Origin of the sequence: Pseudomonas sp. T8 (assembly GCF_024610635.1) — a bacterium.
Classification (GTDB): Bacteria; Pseudomonadota; Gammaproteobacteria; order Pseudomonadales; family Pseudomonadaceae; genus Aquipseudomonas; species Aquipseudomonas chlororaphis_I.
The window spans coordinates 7,003,930-7,025,690 of the sequence record NZ_CP102374.1; the positions used below are offsets into that span (position 1 = coordinate 7,003,930).

Sequence of the window (21,761 nt, forward strand, 5' to 3'; positions counted from 1 at the left end):
CCCACGCCTGCGAGGAATTTCCATGACCGCTATTACCATTACCGACGCCGCCCACGATTATCTGGCTGATCTGCTCTCCAAGCAGAACACCCCGGGCATTGGCATCCGCATCTTTATCACCCAGCCAGGGACTCAGTACGCCGAGACCTGCATCGCCTATTGCAAGCCGGGTGAAGAAAAACCCGAAGACAAAGCCCTGGGGCTGAAGAGCTTCACCGCCTACATCGACGCCTTCAGCGAAGGTTTCCTCGATGACGCGGTGGTCGACTACGCCACCGACCGCATGGGCGGCCAGCTGACCATCAAGGCGCCCAACGCCAAGGTACCGATGGTCAACGCCGACAGCCCGATCAACGAGCGCATCAACTACTACCTGCAAACCGAGATCAACCCGGGGCTGGCCAGCCACGGCGGCCAGGTCAGCCTGATCGATGTGGTCGAGGACGGCATCGCCGTGCTGCAGTTCGGTGGTGGTTGCCAAGGCTGCGGCCAGGCCGACGTGACCTTGAAGGAAGGCATCGAGCGCACTCTGCTCGAGCGCATTCCCGAGCTCAAGGGTGTACGTGACGTCACCGACCACACGCAGAAAGAAAACGCCTACTACTAAGGCGTTCGCTGCGAACAAAAAAACGGCGCCCCGTGAGCGCCGTTTTTTTATGCCCGGATGTATGTGGCCCCAGTTGCTCCGCGGCGCCTGGATCGCGGGCAAGCTTCGCTCCTACAGAGGAATGCGCATGCTTTTGTAGGAGCGAGCTTGCTCGCGATAAGGCCTCAAGGCCGATACAAATGCGCATGCCCAGCGCGATACAACGACGACTCGCTGAAGCTGTCCGTGGCCAGCACCCGGCCCACCAGGATCAGCGCCGTGCGCCGAAACCCCTTGGCCTGGACCTTTTCGGCAATGTCCGCCAGCGTGCCCAGCACCCAGTCCTGATCCGGCCAGGTCGCCCGGTGTACCACGGCAATCGGGCAGTCGGCGCCGTAATGGGGCAGCAGCTCGGCGACGATTTTCTGCAGATGGTTGACCCCCAGGTGTACTGCCATGGTGGTGCCGTGGGCGGCCAGGCTGGCGAATGACTCACCGGCGGGCATCGAGGTCTTGTCGGCATAGCGGGTCAGGATCACGCTCTGGGCGACGTCCGGCAGGGTCAGTTCGGCCCCCAGCAAGGCCGCGCAGGCCGCGGTGGCGGTCACGCCGGGGATGATTTCGAAGGGGATGCCCAGCTCGCGCAGGCAGCGAATCTGTTCGCCGATGGCACCGTACAGGCTCGGGTCGCCGGAATGCACCCGGGCCACGTCCTGGCCTTTGGCATGGGCGTCCTTGATCAATTCGATGATCTGTTCCAGATGCAATTCGGCGCTGTTGACCAGCTGTTCGGCACTATGACCCTGGAGCACGGCTTCGGGCACCAGGGAGCCGGCATAGATGATGACCGGGCAGCTGTGGATCAGCCGTTGGCCCTTGACGGTGATCAGTTCCGGGTCGCCGGGACCTGCGCCGATAAAAAAGACGGTCATGGCGTTCTCCTGTGAAAAAAGGGGCGAGGCAACCTCACAGATGAAGATTGCTCATGATCAGCGGCGGGGATTATCGAAGATTTACCCGGAGCAGGCCAAGGCGAGGGTCGCCTGGGCATATTTCTGCCGCGTGACCAGCAGCTTTGCCGGGCTTCGGGCCAGCTGTTCGGCCAGGGCCAGGGCGGCACTTTCGGCGACCCCGTAGCAGCCGGTGTGCTCGTAGGCGATCTCTGAACGATGGCTGAGTTGCGGCGCATAAGGCGTCAACTGGCGGCTGCTGAAACAGGTCAGGGGCAGGCCCAGTTGCGCGGCCAGGGCCAGCAGCCCGGGTTCCTCGCGTTTCAGGTCGATGCTGGCCAGCGCCTTGATCTGCCCGAGGTCGATGCGGTGGGCGCTCAGGGTCTGGTCGAGCAGGGCACGCAAGGTCTCCACCGGGCAGCCCCGCTGGCAGCCCAGGCCGACCACCAGGGTCGGCGCTGTGCTGGCAGCCGTCATGCCGAGTACTGATCGTCGCTCTTGCGGCGGAACAGCCAGGCGCTGATCAGGCCCAGGGCCAGCCAGAACGCGGCGTTGGTCAGTTGCGAAGCGATCTTGAACTGCGCTTCCAGTGCTTGCGGCGCGAGCATCGAATGCACTTCCGGCTGTGGCGCGCCGATGAGGTGCGGCACGGCGAGGATGGCCACGCCCAGCACTTTCAGCAACCAGTGGCGCGCGAAGACGACCAGGGCAATGCCGACCGCGGTGGAGGCGGCGGTGCCGACCCACCAGATCTGCCGTTGCCCCAGGTCCGCGGCGGCGGTGCCCGGCAGTTCGGGCGGCAGGCCGAGGGTCGGCGCCAGGCAGAAGGTCGCGTAACCGGCCAGGCCCCAGAGCAGGCCCTGGGAAGTACGGTTCGGCGCACGCAGGGTGTAGAGGCCGGCGAGCATCAGGGCGAAGCCCACGGCGACCACCAGGTTGCCGCCGGTGGTGGACAGCACGCGCTGCCAACCGTCTTCCGGCTCCCAGGCTTCGGCGTCATGGCTGTGGGCGGCGGTGCCGGCGGCGTGTTCATGCACGTCTTCGTGCTGGGCGGCCGGGGCCTTCTCGTAGGTTTCCGCCTCCAGGATCAGCGGCGCGACCCAAAAGCTTTGCAGCAGGGTCAGCAACAGGGCCGCCAGCAACCCGGTGAACCCCGCGGTTTGCGCGATACGCTTGATCATCTCGGCAGGTCTCAGTGGCAAGGGAAGGCGGCGCTGTGACGGGTATCGTGGGCGGCGTTGTGCACCGCTTCGATATGGGAGAAACCGGCGAAATACACAAGACACGCACCGAGGATCGAGGCGCCGATGGCGGCGACCAGGCGTTGGCTCAGGGTGGCGGTGCTGCTGGTGGAGTGGCTGGTGCTGCTGATGATCGACATGGCGCTTCCCTCTGGTGTGTCAGCGGGTGAATCGAGCGCAGCAAGACCCCGCAAGACGGGCTCGCGGGGAATTAACAGCGCCCGCCCACCGCGGGTTTGTTATGACTGTGTAGCGGGCCGGTCTCCGGGCTCGCGAGGGGCTGGGCTTGCGCCACGCCTGCAAGAATCGCCTTCCCATGCCGGACTGCTGGCACAGTGGATCTGATTCTTCGCTCGCTTACCGTTGCGGGGGCAGCACCGGACTGATCAAGGCTGTTGGCCTGTGACGCACCGGTTTCCCGTTTCACCCTGTGAAGGGCACCCGTAACAAGTTGTGTAGGAGAGCATGGGCGAGGGAGGGGCGTCAATTGGCAAGGGTTCTCGTTTTCGATCGCGATTGGCCTGTCTTCGCGCCGCATGAACATTGACCGCCCCCCAAGCTCTGCGTAGCCTTGCGCTCTCGAGGTTCTTCGGCGTCTGCCGAAGCTAGGTTCTGTACGAAAAGTCGGCGAGCGAAGGTCAGGCAAGGCAAAAACAGGCGAGGAAGCGGAGTGTAGGGGCCTACATGAGCATTCCGAGCCTGTTTTTAACGCAGCATGGCCGAGCGCAGCCACTTGTCGTACAGAACCTAAGAAGGGAACGCGGTCCAAGCCGCGGCTGCCCCCGCAACTGTAACCGGTGATGAACGATGCAAGGCCACTGCCAGGCGGCGGGAAGGCGCATCGTTCGCCAGTCCAACGACCGGCACACCGCCAGCCAGGAGACCTGCCTCGGACTCGATTTTCACTACAACCGGGCGGGGTGATCCGGTGGCGAACTCTTCCGTGCACCTGCCTGCGCGGTTCTCGTCCCGTATGCCCGCCACCTTGCCAAAGGGCATCCGATGAAAACACTGGCCAAACTTCCCGTCACCATCGTTACCGGCTTCCTCGGCTCGGGCAAAACCACTTTGCTGCGGCATATGCTGGACAACGCCCAGGGCCGCCGCATCGCGGTGATCGTCAACGAGTTCGGCGAGCTGGGCATTGACGGCGAGATCCTCAAACAGTGCGCCATCGGTTGTACCGAGGAAGAGGCCAGCGGCCGCGTCTACGAGCTGGCCAACGGCTGCCTGTGCTGCACCGTGCAGGAAGAGTTCTTCCCGGTGATGCGCGAGTTGGTGGCCCGTCGCGGCGACCTCGACCATATCCTCATCGAAACCTCCGGCCTGGCCCTGCCCAAACCTTTGGTCCAGGCTTTCCAGTGGCCGGAAATCCGCAGCGCCTGCACCGTCGACGCAGTGATCACCGTGGTCGACAGCCCGGCCGTGGCCGCCGGCACCTTCGCTGCCTTCCCGGACCAGGTGGACGCCCAGCGCAAGCTCGACCCAAACCTCGACCACGAGTCGCCGCTGCACGAGCTGTTCGCCGACCAACTGTCCAGCGCCGACCTGGTGATCCTCAACAAGGCCGACCTGATCAGCCCGGAAGACCTGGCCAAGGTGCGCCTGGAAGTCGCCGAGGAACTACCGCCGGCGGTGAAAGTCATCGAAGCCAGCAGCGGTCGCCTGCCGCTGGACGTGCTGCTGGGCCTGGGCAAGGGTTCGGAAGAACACATCGACGGCCGCCACAGCCACCACGATCACCACCATAACGGTGACGCTGCTGTTGAGGGGGAGCATGACGACCACGATCACGACGCCTTCGATTCCATCTCCATCGAGCTGCCACAGGCCGACGAAAGCCTGCTGCTGGACGCCCTGACCCAATTGGTGGTGCAGCACGGCATCCTGCGGGTCAAGGGTTTCGCGGCGATCCCCAACAAGCCGATGCGCCTGTTGATCCAGGGTGTGGGCACGCGCTTCGACAAGCACTTCGACCGCCAGTGGGGCGCCGATGAAGCCCGCACCACGCGCCTGGTGCTGATCGGCCAGGAACTGGACGCGACCCTGCTCGAAGCGCAATTGCGCGCCGCGCTCAGCGTGTAAGCCATGCACCTGCTCAGGACCCAGCCCGGCGGTTTCGTGTCGGATGACAATATTGCCGACCTGGGACAAACCCCCGCCGAGCTGGTGATCCTGTGCAGCGGCGACTCCAGCCTGGCGCTGCTGGCCGAAGCGGCGCAGCAACTGCCGGAAGACTACCCGAGCTTTCGCCTGGCCAACCCGATGCAGGTGCAGAACCATGCCTCGGTCGACCTGTATGTCGACCAGGTGCTGCGCCACGCCAAGGTGATCCTGATTTCCCTGCACGGTGGCATCGCCTATTGGCGTTATGGCATCGAGCAACTGGTGCAGCTGGCGCAACGCGGCGTGCAGTTGATCCTGGTGCCGGGCGACGATCGCCCGGACCCGGAACTGAGCGACCTGAGCACGGTGCCCGCCGCCGACCGCGAGCGCCTCTGGCACTTCCTGCGCCAGGGCGGCATGGGCAATGCGCTGAACCTGTACCGCTGCCTGGCCAGTGGCTGGTTGGGGCGCGATTATTACTGGTCCGAGCCGCAGACCCTGCCGCGCACGGCGATCTACCACCCGCACAGAAGCAGCGCCGCCCTCAGCGACTGGCAAGCCGACTGGCGGGCCGGCCAGCCGGTGGCGGCGCTGCTGTTCTACCGCTCGCATTTGCAGGCGGCCAACACCGCCTTTATCGATGAGTTCTGCCGGCGCTTGCAGGCGGCGGGCCTGAACCCGCTGCCGATCGCCCTGGCCAGCCTGAAAGAACCCGGTTGCCTGACGGTAGTCGAGGAGCTGCTGGATGAAGTGCAGGCGGCGGTGATTCTCAACACCACCGGCTTTGCCCAGTCCAGCCCGGAGGCGCCGCACCTGCGGCCGTTCCGCCGCAATATCCCGGTGATCCAGGCCATCTGCGCCCAGGACAACGAACCCGGCTGGCGCGCCAGCGAGCAGGGCCTGGGCCCGCGGGACCTGGCGATGCACATCGCCTTGCCGGAACTGGACGGGCGCATCATCAGCCGGCCCATCAGCTTCAAGGACCTGGCCTGGCGCAGCGAGCGCAGCCAGTCGGACGTGGTCTGCTACCGCTCGGCCCCCGAGCGCATGGATTTTGTCGCCGAACTGGCGCGGCGTTGGGTCGATCTGGCCCGGCTGGCCAATGGCGAAAAACGCATCGCGCTGATTCTTGCCAACTACCCGACCCGCGACGGCCGCATCGGCAACGGCGTGGGCCTGGACACGCCGGCGGCGGCGCTGAATATCCTGCGCGCCCTGCAAGCCGAGGGTTACCCGCTGCCGGCCGAGTTGCCGGACAGCGGCACGGCGCTGATCCAGCAACTGCTGGGCGGGGTCAGCAACGACCTGGACAGCCTCGACCTGCGCCCGTGCCAGCAAAGCCTGGCGCTGGACGAGTACCAGGCCATGTTCGACGCGCTGCCCGAAGCCAATCGCCGGGCGGTGCTCGAACGCTGGGGCGGGCCACAAAACGACCCGATGTTCCGCAGCGGGCGGCTGATGATTGCCGGCCTGCGTTTTGGCCTGACCTTCGTCGGCATCCAGCCAGCACGTGGCTATCAGGTCGACCCGAGCGCGGTCTATCACGACCCGGACCTGGTGCCGCCCCACGCGTACCTGGCGTTCTACTTCTGGCTGCGCCAGACCTACGGCGCCCACGGGCTGATCCATGTCGGCAAGCACGGCAACCTGGAATGGCTGCCGGGCAAGGGCGTCGGCCTGTCCGAAAGCTGCTGGCCGGATGTGCTGCTGGGGCCGCTGCCGAATATCTATCCGTTTATCGTCAACGACCCGGGCGAGGGCGCCCAGGCCAAGCGCCGGACCCAGGCGGTGATCATCGATCACCTGATGCCGCCGCTGACCCGCGCCGAAACCTACGGCCCGCTGCGCGACCTGGAACTGCTGGCCGACGAGTACTACGAAGCGCAACTGCTTGACCCGCGCCGCGCCTGCGAGCTGCAGAAGGACATTCTCAAGCTGGTGCGGGTGACCCGGCTCGACCGCGAACTGCAACTGGATGGGCAGCTCGACAGCGAGGCCGACGCGGCGCTCTGGTTGCCGCGCCTGGATACCTACCTGTGCGACCTGAAGGAGTCGCAGATCCGCGACGGCCTGCATGTGTTCGGCGAATCGCCGGTGGGCCGCCTGCGCATCGACACCTTGCTGGCCTTGCTGCGCATTCCTCGTGGCGATGGCCGGGGCGCGCAGTCGAGCCTGTTGCGGGCCCTGGCCAAGGCCTTCGAGCTGGGGTTCGATCCACTGGATTGCGCCTTGGCCGAGCCTTGGAGCGGTCGCCGGCCACAGGTCTTGCAGGACATCAGCGAGCAGCTGTGGCGCACCGCCGGCGATGCCCGCGAACGCCTGGAGCTGTTCGCCGGGCGCTTGATAGAAGCGGCCTTGGCCGGTGAGGTCGAGCAACTGAACGAGCCCGCCTGGAGCGAGGTCAAGGCGATCATCGACAGCCTGCGCGAGGTGGTGGCGCCGCGCCTGGATGCCTGCGGCCCGGCGGAGATGGGCGGCTTGCTGGATGCCCTGGGCGGGCGTTTCGTACCGGCCGGGCCCAGTGGCGCACCGAGTCGCGGGCGCCTGGATGTGCTGCCCACCGGGCGCAATTTCTATTCGGTGGACGTGCGTAACCTGCCGACCACCACCGCCTGGCGCATCGGTTTCCAGTCGGCCAACCTGATCCTCGAACGGCACCTGCAGGACCATGGCGACCACCTGCGCCAGCTCGGCCTGTCGGTGTGGGGCACGGCGACCATGCGCACCGGCGGCGACGATATCGCCCAGGCCATGGCGCTGATGGGCGTGCGTCCGGTGTGGGCCACCGGCAGCCAGCGGGTCGATGACTTCGAGATCCTGCCGTTGAGCCTGCTGGACCGCCCACGGGTGGATGTGACGTTGCGGGTGTCCGGGTTCTTCCGCGATGCCTTCGCCAACCTGATCCGCCTGTTCGACGCCGCCGTGCAGGCGGTGGCCGCGCTGGACGAGCCGGACGACCTCAACCCGCTGGCGGCCAAGGTCCGCGCCGAGCGTGAAGCGCTGCTGCAGTCTGGTCTCGATGCCGAGGCCGCGCAGCGCCAGGCCGGCTGGCGGATCTTCGGCGCCAAGCCCGGGGCCTATGGCGCGGGTGTGCAGGGGGCTATCGACGGTCGCCTGTGGCAGAGCCGCGAGGACCTGGCCGAGGTCTACCTGAACTGGGGCGGCTACGCCTATGGCGGCGCCGATGAAGGCACCGCGGCCCGTGGCCAGTTCGCCCAGCGCCTGAGCCAGGTGCAGGCGGTGCTGCAGAACCAGGACAATCGCGAACACGATCTGCTGGATTCCAACGACTACTACCAGTTCCAGGGCGGCATGCTCGCCGCCGTGGAAAGCCTCAGTGGCGCTAAGGCCGCCAGCTACCACGGTGACCACAGCCAGCCGGACCTGCCGAAAATCCGTAGCCTCAAGGAAGAGCTGAACCGGGTGATCCGCTCCCGCGCGGCCAACCCGAAATGGATCGCAGGGGTGAAGCGCCACGGCTACAAGGGCGCCTTTGAAATGGCCGCCACCCTGGATAATCTGTTCGCCTTCGACGCCACCACCCAGTTGATCGACGATCACCAGTACGCCTTGCTGGCCGACGCCTATCTGCTGGACCCGGCGACCCGCGAATTCATCCAGCAGCACAACCCCCATGCGTTACGCGATATGACCGAGCGCCTGCTCGAGGCCCAGCAGCGCGGGATGTGGCAGGAGCCCGGTGAGTACCGCGAGGCCCTGGAAAACCTGCTGCTGGATATAGAAGAAGATGGCTGACGTGCCCGAGGACCGCGTCCTCGATCGCGGGCAAGCCTCGCTCCTACAGAAGCGTGATTACCTGTAGGAGCGAGCTTGCTCGCGATAACGATCTGGCCAACGACACCCGACTCGACCCAACCGAGAACCGACATGAGCGATACCCCACATTTCCCGCTGTCCGCCGTGGTCGGCGCCGATGACCTGAAACTGGCGCTGTGCCTGACGGCCATCGACCCGAAAATCGGCGGGGTGTTGATCGAGGGGCCGCGGGGCATGGCCAAGTCGACCCTGGCCCGCGGCCTGGCGGACCTGCTGGCGAGCGGGCAGTTCGTCACCTTGCCCCTGGGCGCGACCGAGGAACGCCTGGTCGGCACCCTGGACCTGGACGCGGCCCTGGGCGAAGGCCGGGCGCAGTTTTCCCCGGGGGTGCTGGCAAAGGCCGATGGCGGGGTGCTCTATGTCGACGAGGTGAACCTGCTGCCGGACCATCTGGTGGACCTGCTGCTGGACGTGGCCGCCAGCGGCACCAACCTGATCGAGCGCGACGGTATTTCCCACCGGCATTCGGCCAGGTTCGTGCTGATCGGCACCATGAACCCGGAAGAGGGCGAACTGCGTCCACAACTGCTGGACCGCTTTGGCCTGAATGTCGCCCTGAGCGGCCAGACGCCGCCCACTGAGCGGAGCCAGATCATTCGCCGGCGGTTGGATTTCGACAGTGATCCCCAGGGCTTCTGCCAGCAGTGGGCTGCCGAGCAGGAGGCCCTGCGCCAGCGCTGCCAGCAGGCGCGGGGGTTGCTGGCGGAGATTGCCCTGGACGATCAAGCGCTGGAGCGGATCACCGAACGCTGTTTCGCCGCGGGCGTCGACGGCCTGCGCGCGGACCTGGTCTGGCTGCGTGCCGCCCGCGCCCATGCGGCCTGGCGCGGTGCCCGGGCCATCGAGGAGCAGGACATAGACGCGGTGGCCGAATTCGCCCTGCGCCACCGCCGTCGTGACAACCCGCCGAGCGCGGCCCATCAGCCGCAGCCCTCTCAAGCACCAGCCCCGGCCCAATCCAGCCCCGCCGAGGGCCAGGGCCAATGGGGCGAGCTGCCGGCCCAGGCGCTGGCCACCGGCGCTCGCCGTGAAGTGCCGAGCTGGCCAAAAAAGCCCTAGGCATTCGCCCCCGGTCCGACGCGGGGGCGAATGCCAAACCCCGCGCCGGGCGGTTGGACAAGGGCAGGCAAGGCCGCGCGCGGGCGGCCGTCCAGGGCTCGATCAACTGGCCGGGCACCTTGCTCAACGGCCGGCCCTGCCAGCGCGACGACCTGTTGTGGCACCTGCGTGGCCGTTCGCCCCATGAACTGTGGCTGGTAATCGTCGATGCATCGGCCTCGACCCGCCGCCATCAGGCGCTGAGCGATGCCAAGGGCCTGCTGGCCCAGCTGTTCGACGATGCCTACCGACAGCGCGCACGCCTGGCCTTGCTGACCGCCAGCGGCCGCGCGCCGAACTGGCAGGTGCAGGGGCTGAAGGCCTCGAAGGATTTGCGCGACTGGCTCGACGGGCTGGGCGCGGGCGGCGGCACACCGTTGCTGGCGGCCTTGGCCGAGGCGGGGCAATGGCTGGTTTCGCGGCAGAAGCGCTATCCGGCCGAACAGCAGCGGGTACTGTTGCTCACCGACGGCCGGCTCAAGACCCTGCCGCCCTTGGAGCGCCTGGGTTGCCCGACCCTGTTGATCGATATCGAACGCGGGCCGATCCGCCTCGGCCGCGCTCGCGAGCTGGCGCAGCAACTGGATGCGCAGTACCGGCATATCGATGGGGTGTGATGGGGGTGAGGGCAGTCCGGCCATGAGCCGGTCGACGACTGCCCCCGGATCAGCGTTTCAGCCGCCGAAAGGAGCGGAACGGATGGCTTCGCCTTTCCTGGCGCAGGAAGGCGGGTTGGTCATGCCCAGTGTGAGCAGGTTGCCGCCGTTGATGATGCAGTTGAACTCCTTGTTGTCGTTGGTTTTCAAGGCCACGTAGGTGTTGGTGCCTTCGGTGCGACGGCTGACGATGCTGACGTCCGAGGGCGCATAACCCAGGGCGCCGCTGGTCTGGGATTTGATCTGTTCATCGCTCAGGGTATTGGTCTTGCCGGCAATGGAGTTGCAACCGGCGAGTCCGAGGGTGAGGGCGCAAGCCAGGGCAAGGGGGACGACTCTCATGTGTTACTCCTTATTATTAGGGGGGAGGTCCGCCAAGAATCCTAGCAGCGGCGTATTTTTTTGCTGGCTGCGCTGCTGGTTTTTTGCGATCCGCTGCGCGAATTGAGCATTACCAGCCGACGGACGGATGCGTTTGCTCGGGTGCCCCGTCCTTTCACTCGAGAGCGTCCCCTCGCTTGCACCCTTGCATCGGCTATTACCAGGCCATTTCCTGTCGGTACTGGCGCGTGCGCCCGCTGCTGTTCAACTGGTCGAGCAGCAACACCTGCCAGGGGCGTACTTGAAGTTTGCGCGCCCGCCCGCGACTCAGGCGATGCATTTGCAGGCGGACGATGGTTATGGGGCCTGGTCATGGCCACCGAACGATTTCAGTGGCCATATGACGAGTCCCACCTGATTTCACTCCACGCTCAGCGTCAACGGCCGCGGCTGCGGGATGGGGTTGCGCATCAACGTACCGACCGTTACCGCCGCGAGCAGCGCCAGGAGCCCGGCGACCCAGAGCACCACGCCGAAGCCGTCGACGAAGGCCTGGCGGGCCAGGGGTTCGACCAGCCCTTTCGCGGAGTCGGGCAGCAGTGCCAGGGCCGCGGGCATGTCGCCGGCCACCACCCGTGAGGCGATGGCCTGGGCCTGGTCGAGCCATGGCGTGGCGCTCTTGCCCAGGCTGACGTGCAGGCGTTGCTGGGTATGGCTGCCGAGCAGGGCGCCGAACACGCCGATGGCCAGCATGATGGCGCTGAAGCGCATGGTGGTGCTCAGGCCCGAGGCCATGCCGGCGCGGTCGCGGGGCACACAGGCCATGATGTTTTTCTGCGTGTCGCCATTGAGCAGGCCGGCACCGGCGCCGGTCACCGCGATGGCCAGGGCAAAGCTCAGGTAGCCGCCAGCCTGCACGGCCCAGGCCGCGAGCAGGTTGCCGCAGCCGACCAGGGTCAGGCCGGCGGCCATCAGGGTCGCCGGGGCATAACGCGTCGCCAGGCGCACGCCGATGCGCGGACAGATCAGCATGGTCAGGGCAAATGGCAGCATGCCCAGCCCCGAGGCGATGGCCGAGAAGCCCAGGCCGTTCTGCAGGTAGAAGGGCAGCAGGGTCATCATCACCTGGGCGCAGCCGGCGTAGGCGAACATCCCCAGCAGGGCACCGATAAAGCGCGGATGGCGGAACAGCTGCAGGTCGACCATGGGCCGGCGCTGCACCCGTTCGATCAGCACGAACAATCCGAGCAGCGCCACGCCGGCCAACAGCCGGGTGTAGGTCAGCGGGTGGCTCCAGCCGATGCGATTGGCTTCGATCAGGCCCCAGATCAGGCACAGCAGGCTGGCGCTGAAGGCCAGGCTGCCCCAGGGATCGAGGCGCGCGGCCTGGGTATCGCGGGACTCCGGTATCGCGCGCCACACCATCAGCACCAGCAGCCCGCCCACCGGCAGGTTGAGGTAGAAAATCCAGCGCCAGCCGATGGACTCGGTGATCAGGCCACCAATGGTCGGCGCGGCGGTCATCGCCACGCCCATGCAGGCCCCCCAGAACGCCCAGGCCTTGGCCCGTTCGAGCTCGTCATGGAAGGTGTGGCCGATGGTGGCCAGGGCCGAGGTCAGCAGCAGCGCCGCGCCGACGCCCTTGATCGCCCGGGCGATGTCGAGCAACAGCACGTTGGGCGCGGCGCCACAGCCGAGCGAGGCGAGGATGAACAGCCCGAGGCCACAGAGCAGGGTGCGCTTGCGCCCGAAGCGGTCGGCCAGGCTGCCGGCCGGCAGCAGCAGGGCGGCGAAGGCCAGCATGTAGGCGCTGACCACCCACTCGATATCGGCAAAGTTGGCCCCCAGGTCGCGGGCGATGCTCGGCAGCGTCACCGCGACGATGTTGGTGTCGAGCACGATCAGCGAACACACCCCGGAGGCAGTGAGCAGGGTCAGGCGCGGGCTGGCTGGCCTCATGGCTGCACCCGTTGATCCAGCGCGGCGAGGGCGGCCTGGGCGATTTCATCGTCGTGGGCCGGGGTGTCGGCGCTGATGCCGATGGCGCCGATCACCTGGCCGTCGACGCGGATCGGCTGCGCGCCTTTCATCATCAGCAGGCCCGAAGTGATGGCCGCCTGGCGCCCGCCGTTGATGGCGTTTTCCAGGTCGCCGGAAGGGCGCTTGAACAATGCCGAAGTGCGCGCCTTGCCCTGGGCCAGCTCGATGCCGGCCACCACCGGCGCCCCGTCCATGCGCGCGCTGAGGATCGGCCAGCCGCCGTCGTCGACGATTGCCACGGCGCAGGGCCAGCCCTTGGCCGTGGCGGTTTCCTGGGCGGCGTTGAGCAGTTGCTGGGCGGTGGCGAAATTGAGGATTGCCTTCTGGGCAACGTCGGCGTTTTTCTCGGCGGCGAAAGTCGCGGGCACGCTGCAGCAAGTGATCAGGGCCAGAAACAGAGGTTTGACGTGCATGGCTTGGGCTCTCTACTGTGAAGGTCCAGCCAGCTTATCCCGGGCTTTCGCCCACTCTGTTAGGCGCGCTGGAGCACTTCATTACCTTTGAGCTAACGCACTTATGGAAATCCGTCATTTCCGCTATTTCCTGGCGGTGGCCCGGCAACGCAATTTCACCCGCGCCGCCGAACAGCTGGGCATCGCGCCGCCGACCCTGAGCCGGCAGATCCAGGACATGGAGCAGGCCCTGGGCACCCGTTTGTTCGTGCGCCAGCAGCGCGAGGTCAGCCTGACCGAGGCTGGCGCGGCCCTGGTGCGCGAGGCCGAGGCCACGGTGCGCCAGTTCGAGTTCGCGCAACGTAACGCCCAGCGCGCCGGGCGCGGCGAGATCGGCCATATCGAGTTGGGCTACGTGGCCTCGGCGGTGTATTCGGGGCTGTTGCAAAAACAGGTGCAGCGCTTCAGCCAGGACTGCCCGGACGTCAGCCTGAGCGTGCGCGAAAGCCCGATGGCGGCGTTGCCGGCCCTGGTGGCCGAGGGACGCTTCGACATCGGCTACATCCGCTCGCCCATGACCCTGCCCGAAGGGGTCGAGGCGGTCCGCCTGGATGCCGAAGGTTTTGTCCTGGCACTGCCCGCCGAGTCCTGGCTGGGACGCTTGCCGGAGATCGCCCCGGCCCATCTGCACAACGAGACCTTCGTCCTTCCGGAGCAGATCAGTGGCACCTTGCAGGTCGCGGCCGAGGGTGGCTATGCGCCGAAACTGGGGCCGCAGCCCGGCGGCCTGGTGGCGGTGCTGGCCCTGGTCTCCCTGGGGCAGGGCGTGGCCGTGGTGCCGGAGTCGGTGGTCGGGCACGTGGGGTTGCCCAATGTGTTGTACCGGCCGATCCAGGGCAGCACGGCGTCGTCCTGGCTGTCGCTGATCCACCGCCGCTTCGAAAAGGCGCCCGCAGTGGCGCGGTATATCGAGCAGGTCAGAGGCCAATGCTCTTGAAATTTTTTGCAAAGAATTCGTCGGGGCCCGTGGGCACAAGGCTTTGAGCGCAACTGCGCAACTTCTTGCGCAATTCATCGTTGCTAGAGTGGCGGACTCAATGGAGCGACCGACAGATCGCGCTGCTTGGAGGAAGCAGGATGGTTCGATTTCAAGGACTGAGATCCTCAATTCGTCTTTATGGCTTGGTCACCGTCACAGGCATTCACGATCATCTTGCCCTGGATCCGGTGCAGATAAACTGTGTCGGCGACCCTGATGCACCCATCGTCCGAGTGTTCATTTCCCGGTTGGATGCGGAGATCTACCTGCGTTCTTCCCATCTGCGCCACTATCGTGTGGTGCCACTTCGGCTGTTCGATCCTACCCAGCTTCTCAGCCACGCCGATGGCTGGCTGAAACTCAATATCTGCCTGGGTTTCGCGGCTCAGGGCGACTGCCTCCTCAGCACCGATCAACAGGAAATGATTCCGGTCGGGCTGACTGCCTGGACCCGGCCCTTCCTGGATGACCAGGGTTACTACCTGCAATGGTCGGATACGGAATTACCCGAGTACCTGCTGAACGCCTATAAAAGTGTTGGCGTACCGGACTACAACCGGCAGCTCAACGAACTGGATGACTGGGCGCCAGCCGCCATGGAGCGGACTGTCGCTGATGCGCTTCAGATGTCGCCCCCCGTCAAGGCTCCCGGTTCGATGGCCAGCCAGCTTGCATTATTCGATGTGGAGGATGCCTGTTGGCGCTTTGGCCTCTTCCAGATCGATGGCGTAGGGACAACATGCAATACCTAACGGATGAAGGAGATTGCCAATGAGTGGAAAACCTGCGGCCCGTGTCACGGATATGACCGCTTGTCCATTGCCCGGGCACGCCAGCAACCCGATTGTCTCGGGTTCGCCTGACGTATTGTTCGATGGGCTCAGTGCAGCGCGGATGACGGACACCACGGCCTGCGGCAGTGCCCTGGTCAGCGGCGTGGTTGCCAATGTGCTGATCAATGGATTGCCGGTCGCGACCCTGGGGACGACGGGCAACCACGGGAATGTGGTGGTGAGCGGATCGGGAAGCGTGATCATCGGGCAGCAGGTCAGCGCTGCTGCGGTCGCTCCAGTGGTCAAGATTCCCGGGCTTTGTCTGCCGTGCCTGTTGGCGGCGGCACAGCGCAATGAAACCTTTGTCCCGCTGCAGAGCCTGGGGAACTGACCATGAGTGCTTCAGGCAATGGACGCCGACCTGATCCGAATGTTCTGCAATTTCGCACCCATATCCGTCATTGCCTGGAACAGCATCCTGAAACCCGGCTCTATGTGCTGGTGGATGGCGCCCGTTACATGACCCTGGAGAACCGCCTGGATGCGGCCGGGGCGGCGATCCGCGTCGAGTGGTTGCTGGCCGCTACCGAACTGGACGAAATCAGCCGTGGCGGGCCGGCACTGGTGGAGTTCGTAGGGGATAGTGCCGAGGCCACGCAACTGCTCGACTGGCTGATCGAGCGGGACCAGAAGTCGCCGCTGGTCTCGTGGCTGTGGAGCGAGCGCTCCTTTGAAGCGTTGAGCAATCATCTCAAATCCCATTTGTTCAGCCGCCTGCCGGATGGTCGGATGGCGCTGTTTCGTTATTACAACCCGACCGTCCGTCGTGGCCTGGAGAGTGTCCTGGACAGTGAGCAGCGAATGGCCCTGATGTTGCCGCTCGATCGCTGGCAGATCTGGCAGCCATTGGCCCTGGCGTACCAGACGTATTACCGGGTTGGGCAGGAGGCTCGCCATGCTTGAGTTGACGGCAGACCAGCTGAAAGCGCTGGAGCGGGTTCGGCAAAATGAGGTGATCGAGAAGATCATGCTCGAGATACGTCAGTACAATCCTCAGTGGCTAGAGCAAAAAGGGCATTGGCAGACCATCCAGTACCTCAAGGACTACCGGGAAAAAGCCTGGGCCCTGCAAATCGAAGAGCCTGATACGGTTGAGAGCTTCATGCGCTTTGGCCTGCAATTTCCCGGTTTCGAAGAAACACCCGGATTTATCCGGTGGATGAAAAGGCCGGTAAACGACACCCCGGAGCAGCGTTTTCACGATTACGAAAGCGTCATGGATTTCGTCCAGGGGCAACGGGCCTGGCGGGCCGCACTCAAGACAGGGATGCCTGAATGACAAGTTTCATTAGCGGAGCCGTAGCGCAACTGGCGCCTCCCATGACCGGTGGGTTGCGTCTGCCAATACCTCGCAGTGGACCGAGGCTGCCCTTCGATGTCCCCATACCCGCACCGCCTCGGTTGCCGATGCCGCCGCCGCGGCCGCTGCCGACTCCAATCCCGGAAACCGTCCCCAGGCCGGCTCCGCTGCCGAGCCCCAGGCCGGTGCCGCAACCTATGCCGTTACCTGGAACCAAACCTGAGGCGCTGCCCAAGGCGGGCACCAGGGACCGAACCCGAGAGGCTGAGAGCGACTGTAAAACTCAAAAGAAAGACTGTGTGAAATGCCCACCCGCAGAGGGGCATATGTACATTCCCGTTAACGGGAAGGGGCACAGCATGAGTGATTTGTCGAGCCGGTACCAAAACTGGGTCACCGGCTTTCCGTTTCCCTGGGAGTGGCTGTGGAGTAATACCGACTGGGACGGTTTTGTGGAGAGCCGCTGTACTTTGCAAGAGGCAAAGGCCAACTACAAGTTCATGCTCATATTCGGTTTCAAGCATCCGAAGTTTGCCAAGAGCGTGGAGAAGGATTTGATCGCGAAGGCGTTCACGCAGGCAGGCAAGGCCAAGCCAAGTCCGCCGGTGAGGCTGGAGTGGCATTTTCTTCAGCGGGAGGTTTACGAGTATTGCTCCGAGAGGTACGAGGAGGGCGGGCTCACCAACCTGACGGCCTATTGGAATCCGATGCCTGGAACCAAAGATCATGAGGAGTACGAGGAAGTGCGTCGCGAGGAGCAAAAGGCGCTGGACGAGTATAAAAAGCAGTACCCGGACATAATCGCCTGAGACCGTATGGAGTGCTCATGGACACATTCAAGCGTTTTAATTTCAAGTTGAGCTTTGATAAGCAGAAGATTTCCCGGGTTACCGAACAGGAACAAATCGACAGGAGCCTGGCCTTTCTCAAGGCGATAGGTGAGATCGACCCGATCCTCAAGAACTGGTTCTTGTGCGCCGAAGGCAAGGATGACGGCCTGACGCACAATGTGCTCCTCGATCCGAACAGTCTGCGGCGGGAAATAGCCTCCTGGAAAGACTCGGACTTAGACGTCAACGACATGAGTTTTGTGCTGTGGAACGGGATATCCGATCCACTCAAGGGCGGGCTTTCGATCACCTATCACGCACGAAGCGGCGGCTCGTTGCCCGCGGGTATCGAGTTTTCCGAAGCCGGGACATTGGTCCGTTGCCTGCAGGATCCTCGGCGGGGCATTGTCGAATTAATGAACACGGCGGTCGGTCTCTGGCCGGAAATTTCCTGGGGCGTGGTCGCTCCCAACGAATATTTTCGCAAGCAGCGGGTGTTCCAGGATCGGCAGACCATCGGCTGGATCGGCTATTGTCCGCACCCGCTGTCGGCGGCGGATTTTCCGGAGGTCGCTGAACTGCGTCCCATCCCATCCCGGGGAACCATCGTCGTTTCCTGTCCCGGCATCATGGACGAGAAGAACGTCCAGCATGTGCAGGTAGTGGGTGACACCGATATCAAGCTGGTGGAGCTCGGGCTTTTGCCCGGACGCTATTGAGTCAGCCCGGGCAGGCTCGCTTTTGCTGGGACGAGCCTGCTCGCGCAGGGCTTCAGATCAGGCGCGTCTCTATCGAGTCCGCCAGTTGCGTGAGGATCAGGCAGCAGGACACGGCGCCGGCATCCAGTACCCCTAGCGAGCGTTCGCCCAGGCGGCTGGCGCGGCCGATCTTCGCCACCAGGTCGCGGGTCGAATCCCGGCCTTGGGAGGCCGCGCTTTTCATCCGCTGCAGGGCCTCCTTGAACGAGGCGCCGCCGGCCTCGGCCTGTTCGAACGCCTTCACCGCGGGAATCAGCGTATCCATCAGGCACTTGTCGCCTACTCCGGCGTCGGTGATGTCCTGCAATGAGGTCAGTCCGCCGCGCAATAGCCGGGCGAAGCGGGCAGCATCAATCTGCTGGCTGCCACGCACTTCGTCGGCCATGCCGATAAACAGGCTGCCGTAAAGCGGGCCCATGGAGCCGCCGATGCCTTCCATCAGGCTCAGGGTCAATTCGTCGAGGGCGCCGGCCAGGTCCAGCTGGCGGCCGGCGATGGCCCGGCCGCAGTGGGCGAAACCCTTGGCCATGTTGATGCCGTGGTCGCCATCGCCGATGGCGCCATCCACTTCGCTGAGGTATTCACGGTTGGCGACTATCACCGTCACCAGGTCGTTGACGATGGCGCTGCCGTCGAGGCTGGAAAAATGCTGGCTCATGGTTCACTCCGCCTGGGTCATGCCGATGGAGCGGCAGGGGTGGTCGATCAGGGTTTTCAGTTCGGCGTCCAGGCCCAGCAGGGTCAGGGTCACGCCCATCATTTCCAGGGAGGTGAAGTAGTTGCCGACATAGCAACGATGGATCTTCAGGCCCCTGGCCCTGAGTTTGCGCTCGACTTCGGCGTAGAAGATATACAGCTCCATCACCGGCGTGGCGCCGAGGCCGGAGACCAGCACCACCACGCTGTCGTCGCGGCTGAAGTCGCGATCGGCGAGGATCGGCGCGAGCATGCGCTCGGCCATGGCGGCGGCGGACTCGACCGGTACAACCTGGATGCCAGGTTCGCCATGGTGGCCGATGCCCAGTTCCATCATGCCGTCGGCGATCTGGAAGTTCGGCTTGCCCACCGCGGCAATGGTGCAGGGCGTGAGACCGACCCCGATGGAACGGCACTGGTCGACGGCCTTTTGCGCGACGCCGATCACCCCGTCCAGGTCATAACCTTTGGCCGCCGCCGCGCCGCCGACTTTCCACATGAAGATCTCACCCGCCACGCCGCGGCGTTTGCCGATCTCTTCACGGGGCGCGGAGGCCACGTCATCGTTGGCCACTACGGTGCGGATCCGCATGTCCTTGCTGGCGGCCATCTTCATCGCCAGCTTGACGTTCATGTTGTCGCCGGCGTAGTTGCCGTACAGGCAGGCCACGCCCGCGCCCTGGTCGGCGGCGCGGAAGGCGTCGAAGAAGCTCTTGGCGGTGGGCGAGGAGAAGATTTCGCCGACCGCCACGGCGTCCACCAGGCCAGGGCCGACATAGCCGAGAAAGGCCGGCTCATGGCCGGAGCCGCCGCCAGTGACGATGCCCACCTGGCCGATCGGAGAGAGGCGGCGCTTGCGGATGACCCGTGGGTTGGCCTCGTATTGGGCCAGTTCGGGGTGGGCCAGGAGGATGCCTTGCAGCATGTCCTCGACCACCTGGTCCGGATCGTTGATCACTCGATTCATGACGCGGTTTCCTTGTTCCTGTTAGCTGCACGGCTGTGCAGTGAATCGCCGGCAAGCTCGCCTCCCGGGGAGGGAGTGGGAGAGTCCGCGGGTGCGGGCTTGTCGGCGAACCGGTTGGAAGGCAGTGGGGCCTCAGGGCTTGAGCACCACCTTCAATGATCGGTCGCCGCGCTCCATCACCGCGAAGGCCTGCTTGAAGTCGGCCAGGGCAAAGGTGTGGGTGACCACGTCGCGCATGTCGATCTTGCGCTTGCCGATAAAGTCGATGGCCCGTGGGTACATGTAGGGCCCCAGGTGCGAACCGAGCACGTCCAGTTCCTTGCGGTCGCCAATGATCGACCAGTCCACCGTGGCTTCGTCGTTGAACACGCTGAACTCGACGAAACGCCCGAGCTTGCGCAGCATCGCCAGGCCCTGGTTGACAGCCTTGTGGTGGCCGGTGGCTTCGATATAGATGTCGCAACCATAGCCGTCGGTGATCGCGCGTATCTTTTCCAGCACGTTCTCCTGGGCCGGGTTCCAGACTTCATCGGCACCCAGGCGCAGGGCCAGCTCGGCGCGCTCGGGCTTCATGTCGAGGACGATCAGGCGCTTGGGGTTGCGCATCCGCACCGCGCCGATGATGCCCAGCCCCAGGGTGCCGGCGCCGGCCACTACCACTATGTCGTCGAAACCGACGTCGGCGCGCTCGGCGGCGTGCAGCGAGCAGGCCAGGGGTTCGATGAGGATGGCTTCGTCCGGCGGAATCTCATCCGGCACTTTGTGCACGATGCCTTCCCTGGTGAAGATCATGTACTGCGCCATGGCGCCCTGGACATTGTTCTGGAAACCGTACAGGTCGTGCTTCTGGCACATCCAGTACTGGCCGTGGTTGCAGAAGCGGCAGCCCCAGCACGGCACTATCTGTTCGGAGATCACCCGGTCGCCGACCTGCACCCCGCGTTTTTCCGCGCCCGGCCCCAGGGCCACCACGCGGCAGACGAACTCATGGCCGGGGATCATCGGCGGCTTGACGTAGCGCGGCTGCTCGGCGTCGCCCCAGAAGGAGGGGGCGCCACGGTAGGTCTTGATGTCGCCCATGCAGATGCCGCACAGCTCGACCTTGGTCAGGATTTCGTCCGGGCCGGGTGTCGGCACCGGCACCTGTTCCAGGCGGTAGTCTTCGGGGCCGTGGCAGACCACGGCCTGCATGGTGCTGGGAATCTCGGGTGACAGGTGTTCGGCGGACAAGGTGGACATGGCGACGGGCCTCACTGCATGAATGGGAGTAACGCTCGATTACTGGATGCTGTAGCCGCCATCGATCACCACGTTCTCTCCGGTGATCATCTGCGCGGCGTCGCTGAGCAGGTACAGCACCAGCCCGGCGATTTCCTCGGGCTGGGCGAAACGGCCGACCGGGATCTGCGATTTGGCCCGCTCGCCCAGTTCGCCGGCCCAGGCCTTCTTGCCCAGGGCGGTCTCGACTATGGTCGGCGAGACGGCGTTGACGTTGATGCCGTGGGCGGCCCATTCCATGGCCAGGACCTTGGTCATGCCCACCACCGCGGCCTTGCTCGCGCAATAGGCCACGTGCCGGTCCAGGCCGATGACGGCGGCCTGGGAGGCGAGGTTGACGATGCGTCCGCTGCCTCGTTCGAGCATGTGCCGGGCGCAGGCCTGGGCAACGAAAAAGCTGGCCTTGAGGTTGATATCCAGGGTGGTGTCCCAGGTGTTTTCGTTGACTTCCAGGGCCTTGTCCAGCAGGGCGACGCCGGCGCTGTTGACCAGGAAATCCAGGCGCCCGAAGTACTCGGCGACCCGGTCCACGGCATGCTGCACCTGGTCCAGCTGGCGCAGGTCGAGGGCCAGCCCCAGGTGCCCGGCGCCGAGGCGGGCGGCGATCTCGACGACCTCCGGGTCGCGATCCAGCAGCGCTACCTTGGCGCCGCGCTCCACCAGCAGCGTGGCGCAGGCCAGGCCGATCCCGGCGGCGCCACCGGTGATCACCGCGCAGCGACCGCTGAGGTCGAAGGCCTGATCCCAGAATCCGGACATGATGTTGACTCCTGTATGGCAAACGAATGGCTGAAAATACCGCTGTCTCGTAGGAGCGAGGCTTGCCCGCGATG

24 protein-coding genes and 2 riboswitches are annotated in these 21,761 nt (G+C 65.0%); of the genes, 12 read left to right on the plus strand and 12 right to left on the minus strand.

What is annotated here, in order from left to right; all coding sequences use genetic code 11:
* The first annotated feature begins 22 nt into the window (after window positions 1-22).
* A complete protein-coding gene (nfuA, locus tag NRG23_RS31980) occupies window positions 23-607 on the plus strand; it encodes a Fe-S biogenesis protein NfuA (RefSeq protein WP_009049665.1) in 585 nt (194 codons plus the stop codon).
* Window positions 608-771: 164 nt separating this feature from the next.
* Here nfuA and cobM read toward each other — a convergent pair whose 3' ends face one another.
* From cobM to NRG23_RS32000, 4 genes are all read right to left on the minus strand, one after another.
* A complete protein-coding gene (gene cobM / locus NRG23_RS31985) occupies window positions 772-1,518 on the minus strand; it encodes a precorrin-4 C(11)-methyltransferase (RefSeq protein ID WP_016705356.1) in 747 nt (248 codons plus the stop codon).
* An 81-nt stretch (window positions 1,519-1,599) separates the two neighbouring features.
* On the minus strand, window positions 1,600-2,013 hold the full coding sequence (locus tag NRG23_RS31990) for a cobalamin biosynthesis protein (protein WP_257373369.1): 414 nt from the start codon (window positions 2,011-2,013) through the stop codon (window positions 1,600-1,602).
* A complete protein-coding gene (locus NRG23_RS31995; RefSeq protein WP_028682873.1) occupies window positions 2,010-2,717 on the minus strand; it encodes a CbtA family protein in 708 nt (235 codons plus the stop codon). The genes NRG23_RS31990 and NRG23_RS31995 overlap by 4 nt, the downstream gene beginning before the upstream one ends.
* An 11-nt stretch (window positions 2,718-2,728) precedes the next feature.
* A complete protein-coding gene (locus NRG23_RS32000; RefSeq protein WP_009049661.1) occupies window positions 2,729-2,917 on the minus strand; it encodes a CbtB-domain containing protein in 189 nt (62 codons plus the stop codon).
* 97 nt (window positions 2,918-3,014) lie between these two features.
* Window positions 3,015-3,237: riboswitch (cobalamin riboswitch) on the minus strand.
* Between the two features lie 239 nt (window positions 3,238-3,476).
* Window positions 3,477-3,684: riboswitch (cobalamin riboswitch) on the plus strand.
* A gap of 95 nt (window positions 3,685-3,779) precedes the next feature.
* Here NRG23_RS32000 and cobW point away from each other — a divergent pair.
* The 4 genes from cobW (at window position 3,780) to NRG23_RS32020 (ending at window position 10,435) form a co-directional block, all read left to right on the plus strand.
* Complete coding sequence (gene cobW, locus NRG23_RS32005) at window positions 3,780-4,862, plus strand: cobalamin biosynthesis protein CobW (RefSeq protein WP_041986100.1); 1,083 nt, start codon at window positions 3,780-3,782, stop codon at window positions 4,860-4,862.
* A 3-nt stretch (window positions 4,863-4,865) separates the two neighbouring features.
* Window positions 4,866-8,639, plus strand: coding sequence for a cobaltochelatase subunit CobN (gene cobN / locus NRG23_RS32010; protein WP_257373371.1), 3,774 nt, complete (start codon window positions 4,866-4,868; stop codon window positions 8,637-8,639).
* 132 nt (window positions 8,640-8,771) lie between these two features.
* Window positions 8,772-9,779 (plus strand): ATP-binding protein, encoded by a 1,008-nt coding sequence (locus NRG23_RS32015; protein ID WP_257373372.1) that lies wholly within the window; start codon window positions 8,772-8,774, stop codon window positions 9,777-9,779.
* 53 nt (window positions 9,780-9,832) lie between these two features.
* Window positions 9,833-10,435: a VWA domain-containing protein gene (locus tag NRG23_RS32020; protein WP_306674797.1), complete on the plus strand. Its 603-nt coding sequence runs from the start codon at window positions 9,833-9,835 to the stop codon at window positions 10,433-10,435.
* A 57-nt stretch (window positions 10,436-10,492) separates the two neighbouring features.
* Here the strand turns inward: NRG23_RS32020 and NRG23_RS32025 are convergent, their stop codons facing one another.
* The 4 genes from NRG23_RS32025 to NRG23_RS32040 all read right to left on the minus strand — a co-directional run bounded on the left by NRG23_RS32025 (window position 10,493) and on the right by NRG23_RS32040 (window position 13,248).
* Window positions 10,493-10,816 carry a hypothetical protein gene (locus NRG23_RS32025; RefSeq protein ID WP_009044456.1) on the minus strand — a complete coding sequence of 108 codons (324 nt, stop codon included), beginning with the start codon at window positions 10,814-10,816 and terminating at the stop codon, window positions 10,493-10,495.
* A gap of 196 nt (window positions 10,817-11,012) precedes the next feature.
* Window positions 11,013-11,135, minus strand: coding sequence for a hypothetical protein (locus NRG23_RS32030; protein ID WP_016705350.1), 123 nt, complete (start codon window positions 11,133-11,135; stop codon window positions 11,013-11,015).
* An 80-nt stretch (window positions 11,136-11,215) separates the two neighbouring features.
* Window positions 11,216-12,754: an MFS transporter gene (locus NRG23_RS32035; RefSeq protein ID WP_124314065.1), complete on the minus strand. Its 1,539-nt coding sequence runs from the start codon at window positions 12,752-12,754 to the stop codon at window positions 11,216-11,218.
* Window positions 12,751-13,248 carry a heme-binding protein gene (locus NRG23_RS32040; RefSeq protein WP_009049655.1) on the minus strand — a complete coding sequence of 166 codons (498 nt, stop codon included), beginning with the start codon at window positions 13,246-13,248 and terminating at the stop codon, window positions 12,751-12,753. The genes NRG23_RS32035 and NRG23_RS32040 overlap by 4 nt, the downstream gene beginning before the upstream one ends.
* 103 nt (window positions 13,249-13,351) lie before the next feature.
* Between NRG23_RS32040 and NRG23_RS32045 the strand changes: the two genes are divergently transcribed.
* The 7 genes from NRG23_RS32045 (at window position 13,352) to NRG23_RS32075 (ending at window position 17,948) form a co-directional block, all read left to right on the plus strand.
* Complete coding sequence (locus tag NRG23_RS32045; protein ID WP_053269378.1) at window positions 13,352-14,224, plus strand: LysR family transcriptional regulator; 873 nt, start codon at window positions 13,352-13,354, stop codon at window positions 14,222-14,224.
* A 140-nt stretch (window positions 14,225-14,364) separates the two neighbouring features.
* A complete protein-coding gene (locus NRG23_RS32050; protein WP_124301834.1) occupies window positions 14,365-15,018 on the plus strand; it encodes a hypothetical protein in 654 nt (217 codons plus the stop codon).
* Window positions 15,019-15,037: 19 nt separating this feature from the next.
* Window positions 15,038-15,430, plus strand: coding sequence for a PAAR domain-containing protein (locus tag NRG23_RS32055; RefSeq protein WP_016705345.1), 393 nt, complete (start codon window positions 15,038-15,040; stop codon window positions 15,428-15,430).
* 2 nt (window positions 15,431-15,432) lie between these two features.
* A complete protein-coding gene (locus tag NRG23_RS32060; protein WP_231103260.1) occupies window positions 15,433-16,002 on the plus strand; it encodes a DUF4123 domain-containing protein in 570 nt (189 codons plus the stop codon).
* On the plus strand, window positions 15,995-16,378 hold the full coding sequence (locus NRG23_RS32065; protein WP_257373377.1) for a hypothetical protein: 384 nt from the start codon (window positions 15,995-15,997) through the stop codon (window positions 16,376-16,378). Before NRG23_RS32060 ends, NRG23_RS32065 begins: the two co-directional genes overlap by 8 nt.
* A 380-nt stretch (window positions 16,379-16,758) precedes the next feature.
* On the plus strand, window positions 16,759-17,208 hold the full coding sequence (locus tag NRG23_RS32730) for a Tox-REase-5 domain-containing protein (RefSeq protein ID WP_037005956.1): 450 nt from the start codon (window positions 16,759-16,761) through the stop codon (window positions 17,206-17,208).
* A 17-nt stretch (window positions 17,209-17,225) separates the two neighbouring features.
* Window positions 17,226-17,948, plus strand: coding sequence for an immunity 52 family protein (locus NRG23_RS32075; protein WP_257373379.1), 723 nt, complete (start codon window positions 17,226-17,228; stop codon window positions 17,946-17,948).
* Window positions 17,949-18,000: 52 nt separating this feature from the next.
* Here the strand turns inward: NRG23_RS32075 and dhaL are convergent, their stop codons facing one another.
* The 4 genes from dhaL to NRG23_RS32095 all read right to left on the minus strand — a co-directional run bounded on the left by dhaL (window position 18,001) and on the right by NRG23_RS32095 (window position 21,687).
* Window positions 18,001-18,645 carry a dihydroxyacetone kinase subunit DhaL gene (gene dhaL / locus NRG23_RS32080; protein WP_257373381.1) on the minus strand — a complete coding sequence of 215 codons (645 nt, stop codon included), beginning with the start codon at window positions 18,643-18,645 and terminating at the stop codon, window positions 18,001-18,003.
* 3 nt (window positions 18,646-18,648) lie between these two features.
* Window positions 18,649-19,650, minus strand: a complete 1,002-nt coding sequence (locus NRG23_RS32085) for a dihydroxyacetone kinase subunit DhaK (protein WP_101282776.1) — start codon at window positions 19,648-19,650, stop codon at window positions 18,649-18,651.
* Between the two features lie 132 nt (window positions 19,651-19,782).
* Window positions 19,783-20,889 (minus strand): erythritol/L-threitol dehydrogenase, encoded by a 1,107-nt coding sequence (locus NRG23_RS32090; RefSeq protein WP_016705338.1) that lies wholly within the window; start codon window positions 20,887-20,889, stop codon window positions 19,783-19,785.
* A gap of 39 nt (window positions 20,890-20,928) precedes the next feature.
* Window positions 20,929-21,687, minus strand: a complete 759-nt coding sequence (locus NRG23_RS32095) for an SDR family oxidoreductase (protein WP_016705337.1) — start codon at window positions 21,685-21,687, stop codon at window positions 20,929-20,931.
* Between the last annotated feature and the right edge of the window lie 74 nt (window positions 21,688-21,761).

What these genes read in the sequence shown, in the direction of transcription:
- NRG23_RS32065 (WP_257373377.1), top strand. Translation starts at nt 15,995, where the DNA reads ATGCTTGAGTTGACGGCAGACCAGCTGAAAGCGCTGGAGCGGGTTCGG.
- NRG23_RS32045 (WP_053269378.1), top strand. Translation starts at nt 13,352, where the DNA reads ATGGAAATCCGTCATTTCCGCTATTTCCTGGCGGTGGCCCGGCAACGC.
- cobW (WP_041986100.1), top strand. Translation starts at nt 3,780, where the DNA reads ATGAAAACACTGGCCAAACTTCCCGTCACCATCGTTACCGGCTTCCTC.
- NRG23_RS32055 (WP_016705345.1), top strand. Translation starts at nt 15,038, where the DNA reads ATGAGTGGAAAACCTGCGGCCCGTGTCACGGATATGACCGCTTGTCCA.
- NRG23_RS32030 (WP_016705350.1), bottom strand. Translation starts at nt 11,135, where the DNA reads ATGCATCGCCTGAGTCGCGGGCGGGCGCGCAAACTTCAAGTACGCCCC.
- nfuA (WP_009049665.1), top strand. Translation starts at nt 23, where the DNA reads ATGACCGCTATTACCATTACCGACGCCGCCCACGATTATCTGGCTGAT.
- cobM (WP_016705356.1), bottom strand. Translation starts at nt 1,518, where the DNA reads ATGACCGTCTTTTTTATCGGCGCAGGTCCCGGCGACCCGGAACTGATC.
- NRG23_RS32730 (WP_037005956.1), top strand. Translation starts at nt 16,759, where the DNA reads ATGAGTGATTTGTCGAGCCGGTACCAAAACTGGGTCACCGGCTTTCCG.
- NRG23_RS31990 (WP_257373369.1), bottom strand. Translation starts at nt 2,013, where the DNA reads ATGACGGCTGCCAGCACAGCGCCGACCCTGGTGGTCGGCCTGGGCTGC.
- NRG23_RS32050 (WP_124301834.1), top strand. Translation starts at nt 14,365, where the DNA reads ATGGTTCGATTTCAAGGACTGAGATCCTCAATTCGTCTTTATGGCTTG.
- NRG23_RS31995 (WP_028682873.1), bottom strand. Translation starts at nt 2,717, where the DNA reads ATGATCAAGCGTATCGCGCAAACCGCGGGGTTCACCGGGTTGCTGGCG.
- NRG23_RS32040 (WP_009049655.1), bottom strand. Translation starts at nt 13,248, where the DNA reads ATGCACGTCAAACCTCTGTTTCTGGCCCTGATCACTTGCTGCAGCGTG.
- dhaL (WP_257373381.1), bottom strand. Translation starts at nt 18,645, where the DNA reads ATGAGCCAGCATTTTTCCAGCCTCGACGGCAGCGCCATCGTCAACGAC.
- cobN (WP_257373371.1), top strand. Translation starts at nt 4,866, where the DNA reads ATGCACCTGCTCAGGACCCAGCCCGGCGGTTTCGTGTCGGATGACAAT.
- NRG23_RS32015 (WP_257373372.1), top strand. Translation starts at nt 8,772, where the DNA reads ATGAGCGATACCCCACATTTCCCGCTGTCCGCCGTGGTCGGCGCCGAT.
- NRG23_RS32075 (WP_257373379.1), top strand. Translation starts at nt 17,226, where the DNA reads ATGGACACATTCAAGCGTTTTAATTTCAAGTTGAGCTTTGATAAGCAG.
- NRG23_RS32095 (WP_016705337.1), bottom strand. Translation starts at nt 21,687, where the DNA reads ATGTCCGGATTCTGGGATCAGGCCTTCGACCTCAGCGGTCGCTGCGCG.
- NRG23_RS32090 (WP_016705338.1), bottom strand. Translation starts at nt 20,889, where the DNA reads ATGTCCACCTTGTCCGCCGAACACCTGTCACCCGAGATTCCCAGCACC.
- NRG23_RS32060 (WP_231103260.1), top strand. Translation starts at nt 15,433, where the DNA reads ATGAGTGCTTCAGGCAATGGACGCCGACCTGATCCGAATGTTCTGCAA.
- NRG23_RS32085 (WP_101282776.1), bottom strand. Translation starts at nt 19,650, where the DNA reads ATGAATCGAGTGATCAACGATCCGGACCAGGTGGTCGAGGACATGCTG.
- NRG23_RS32035 (WP_124314065.1), bottom strand. Translation starts at nt 12,754, where the DNA reads ATGAGGCCAGCCAGCCCGCGCCTGACCCTGCTCACTGCCTCCGGGGTG.
- NRG23_RS32000 (WP_009049661.1), bottom strand. Translation starts at nt 2,917, where the DNA reads ATGTCGATCATCAGCAGCACCAGCCACTCCACCAGCAGCACCGCCACC.
- NRG23_RS32025 (WP_009044456.1), bottom strand. Translation starts at nt 10,816, where the DNA reads ATGAGAGTCGTCCCCCTTGCCCTGGCTTGCGCCCTCACCCTCGGACTC.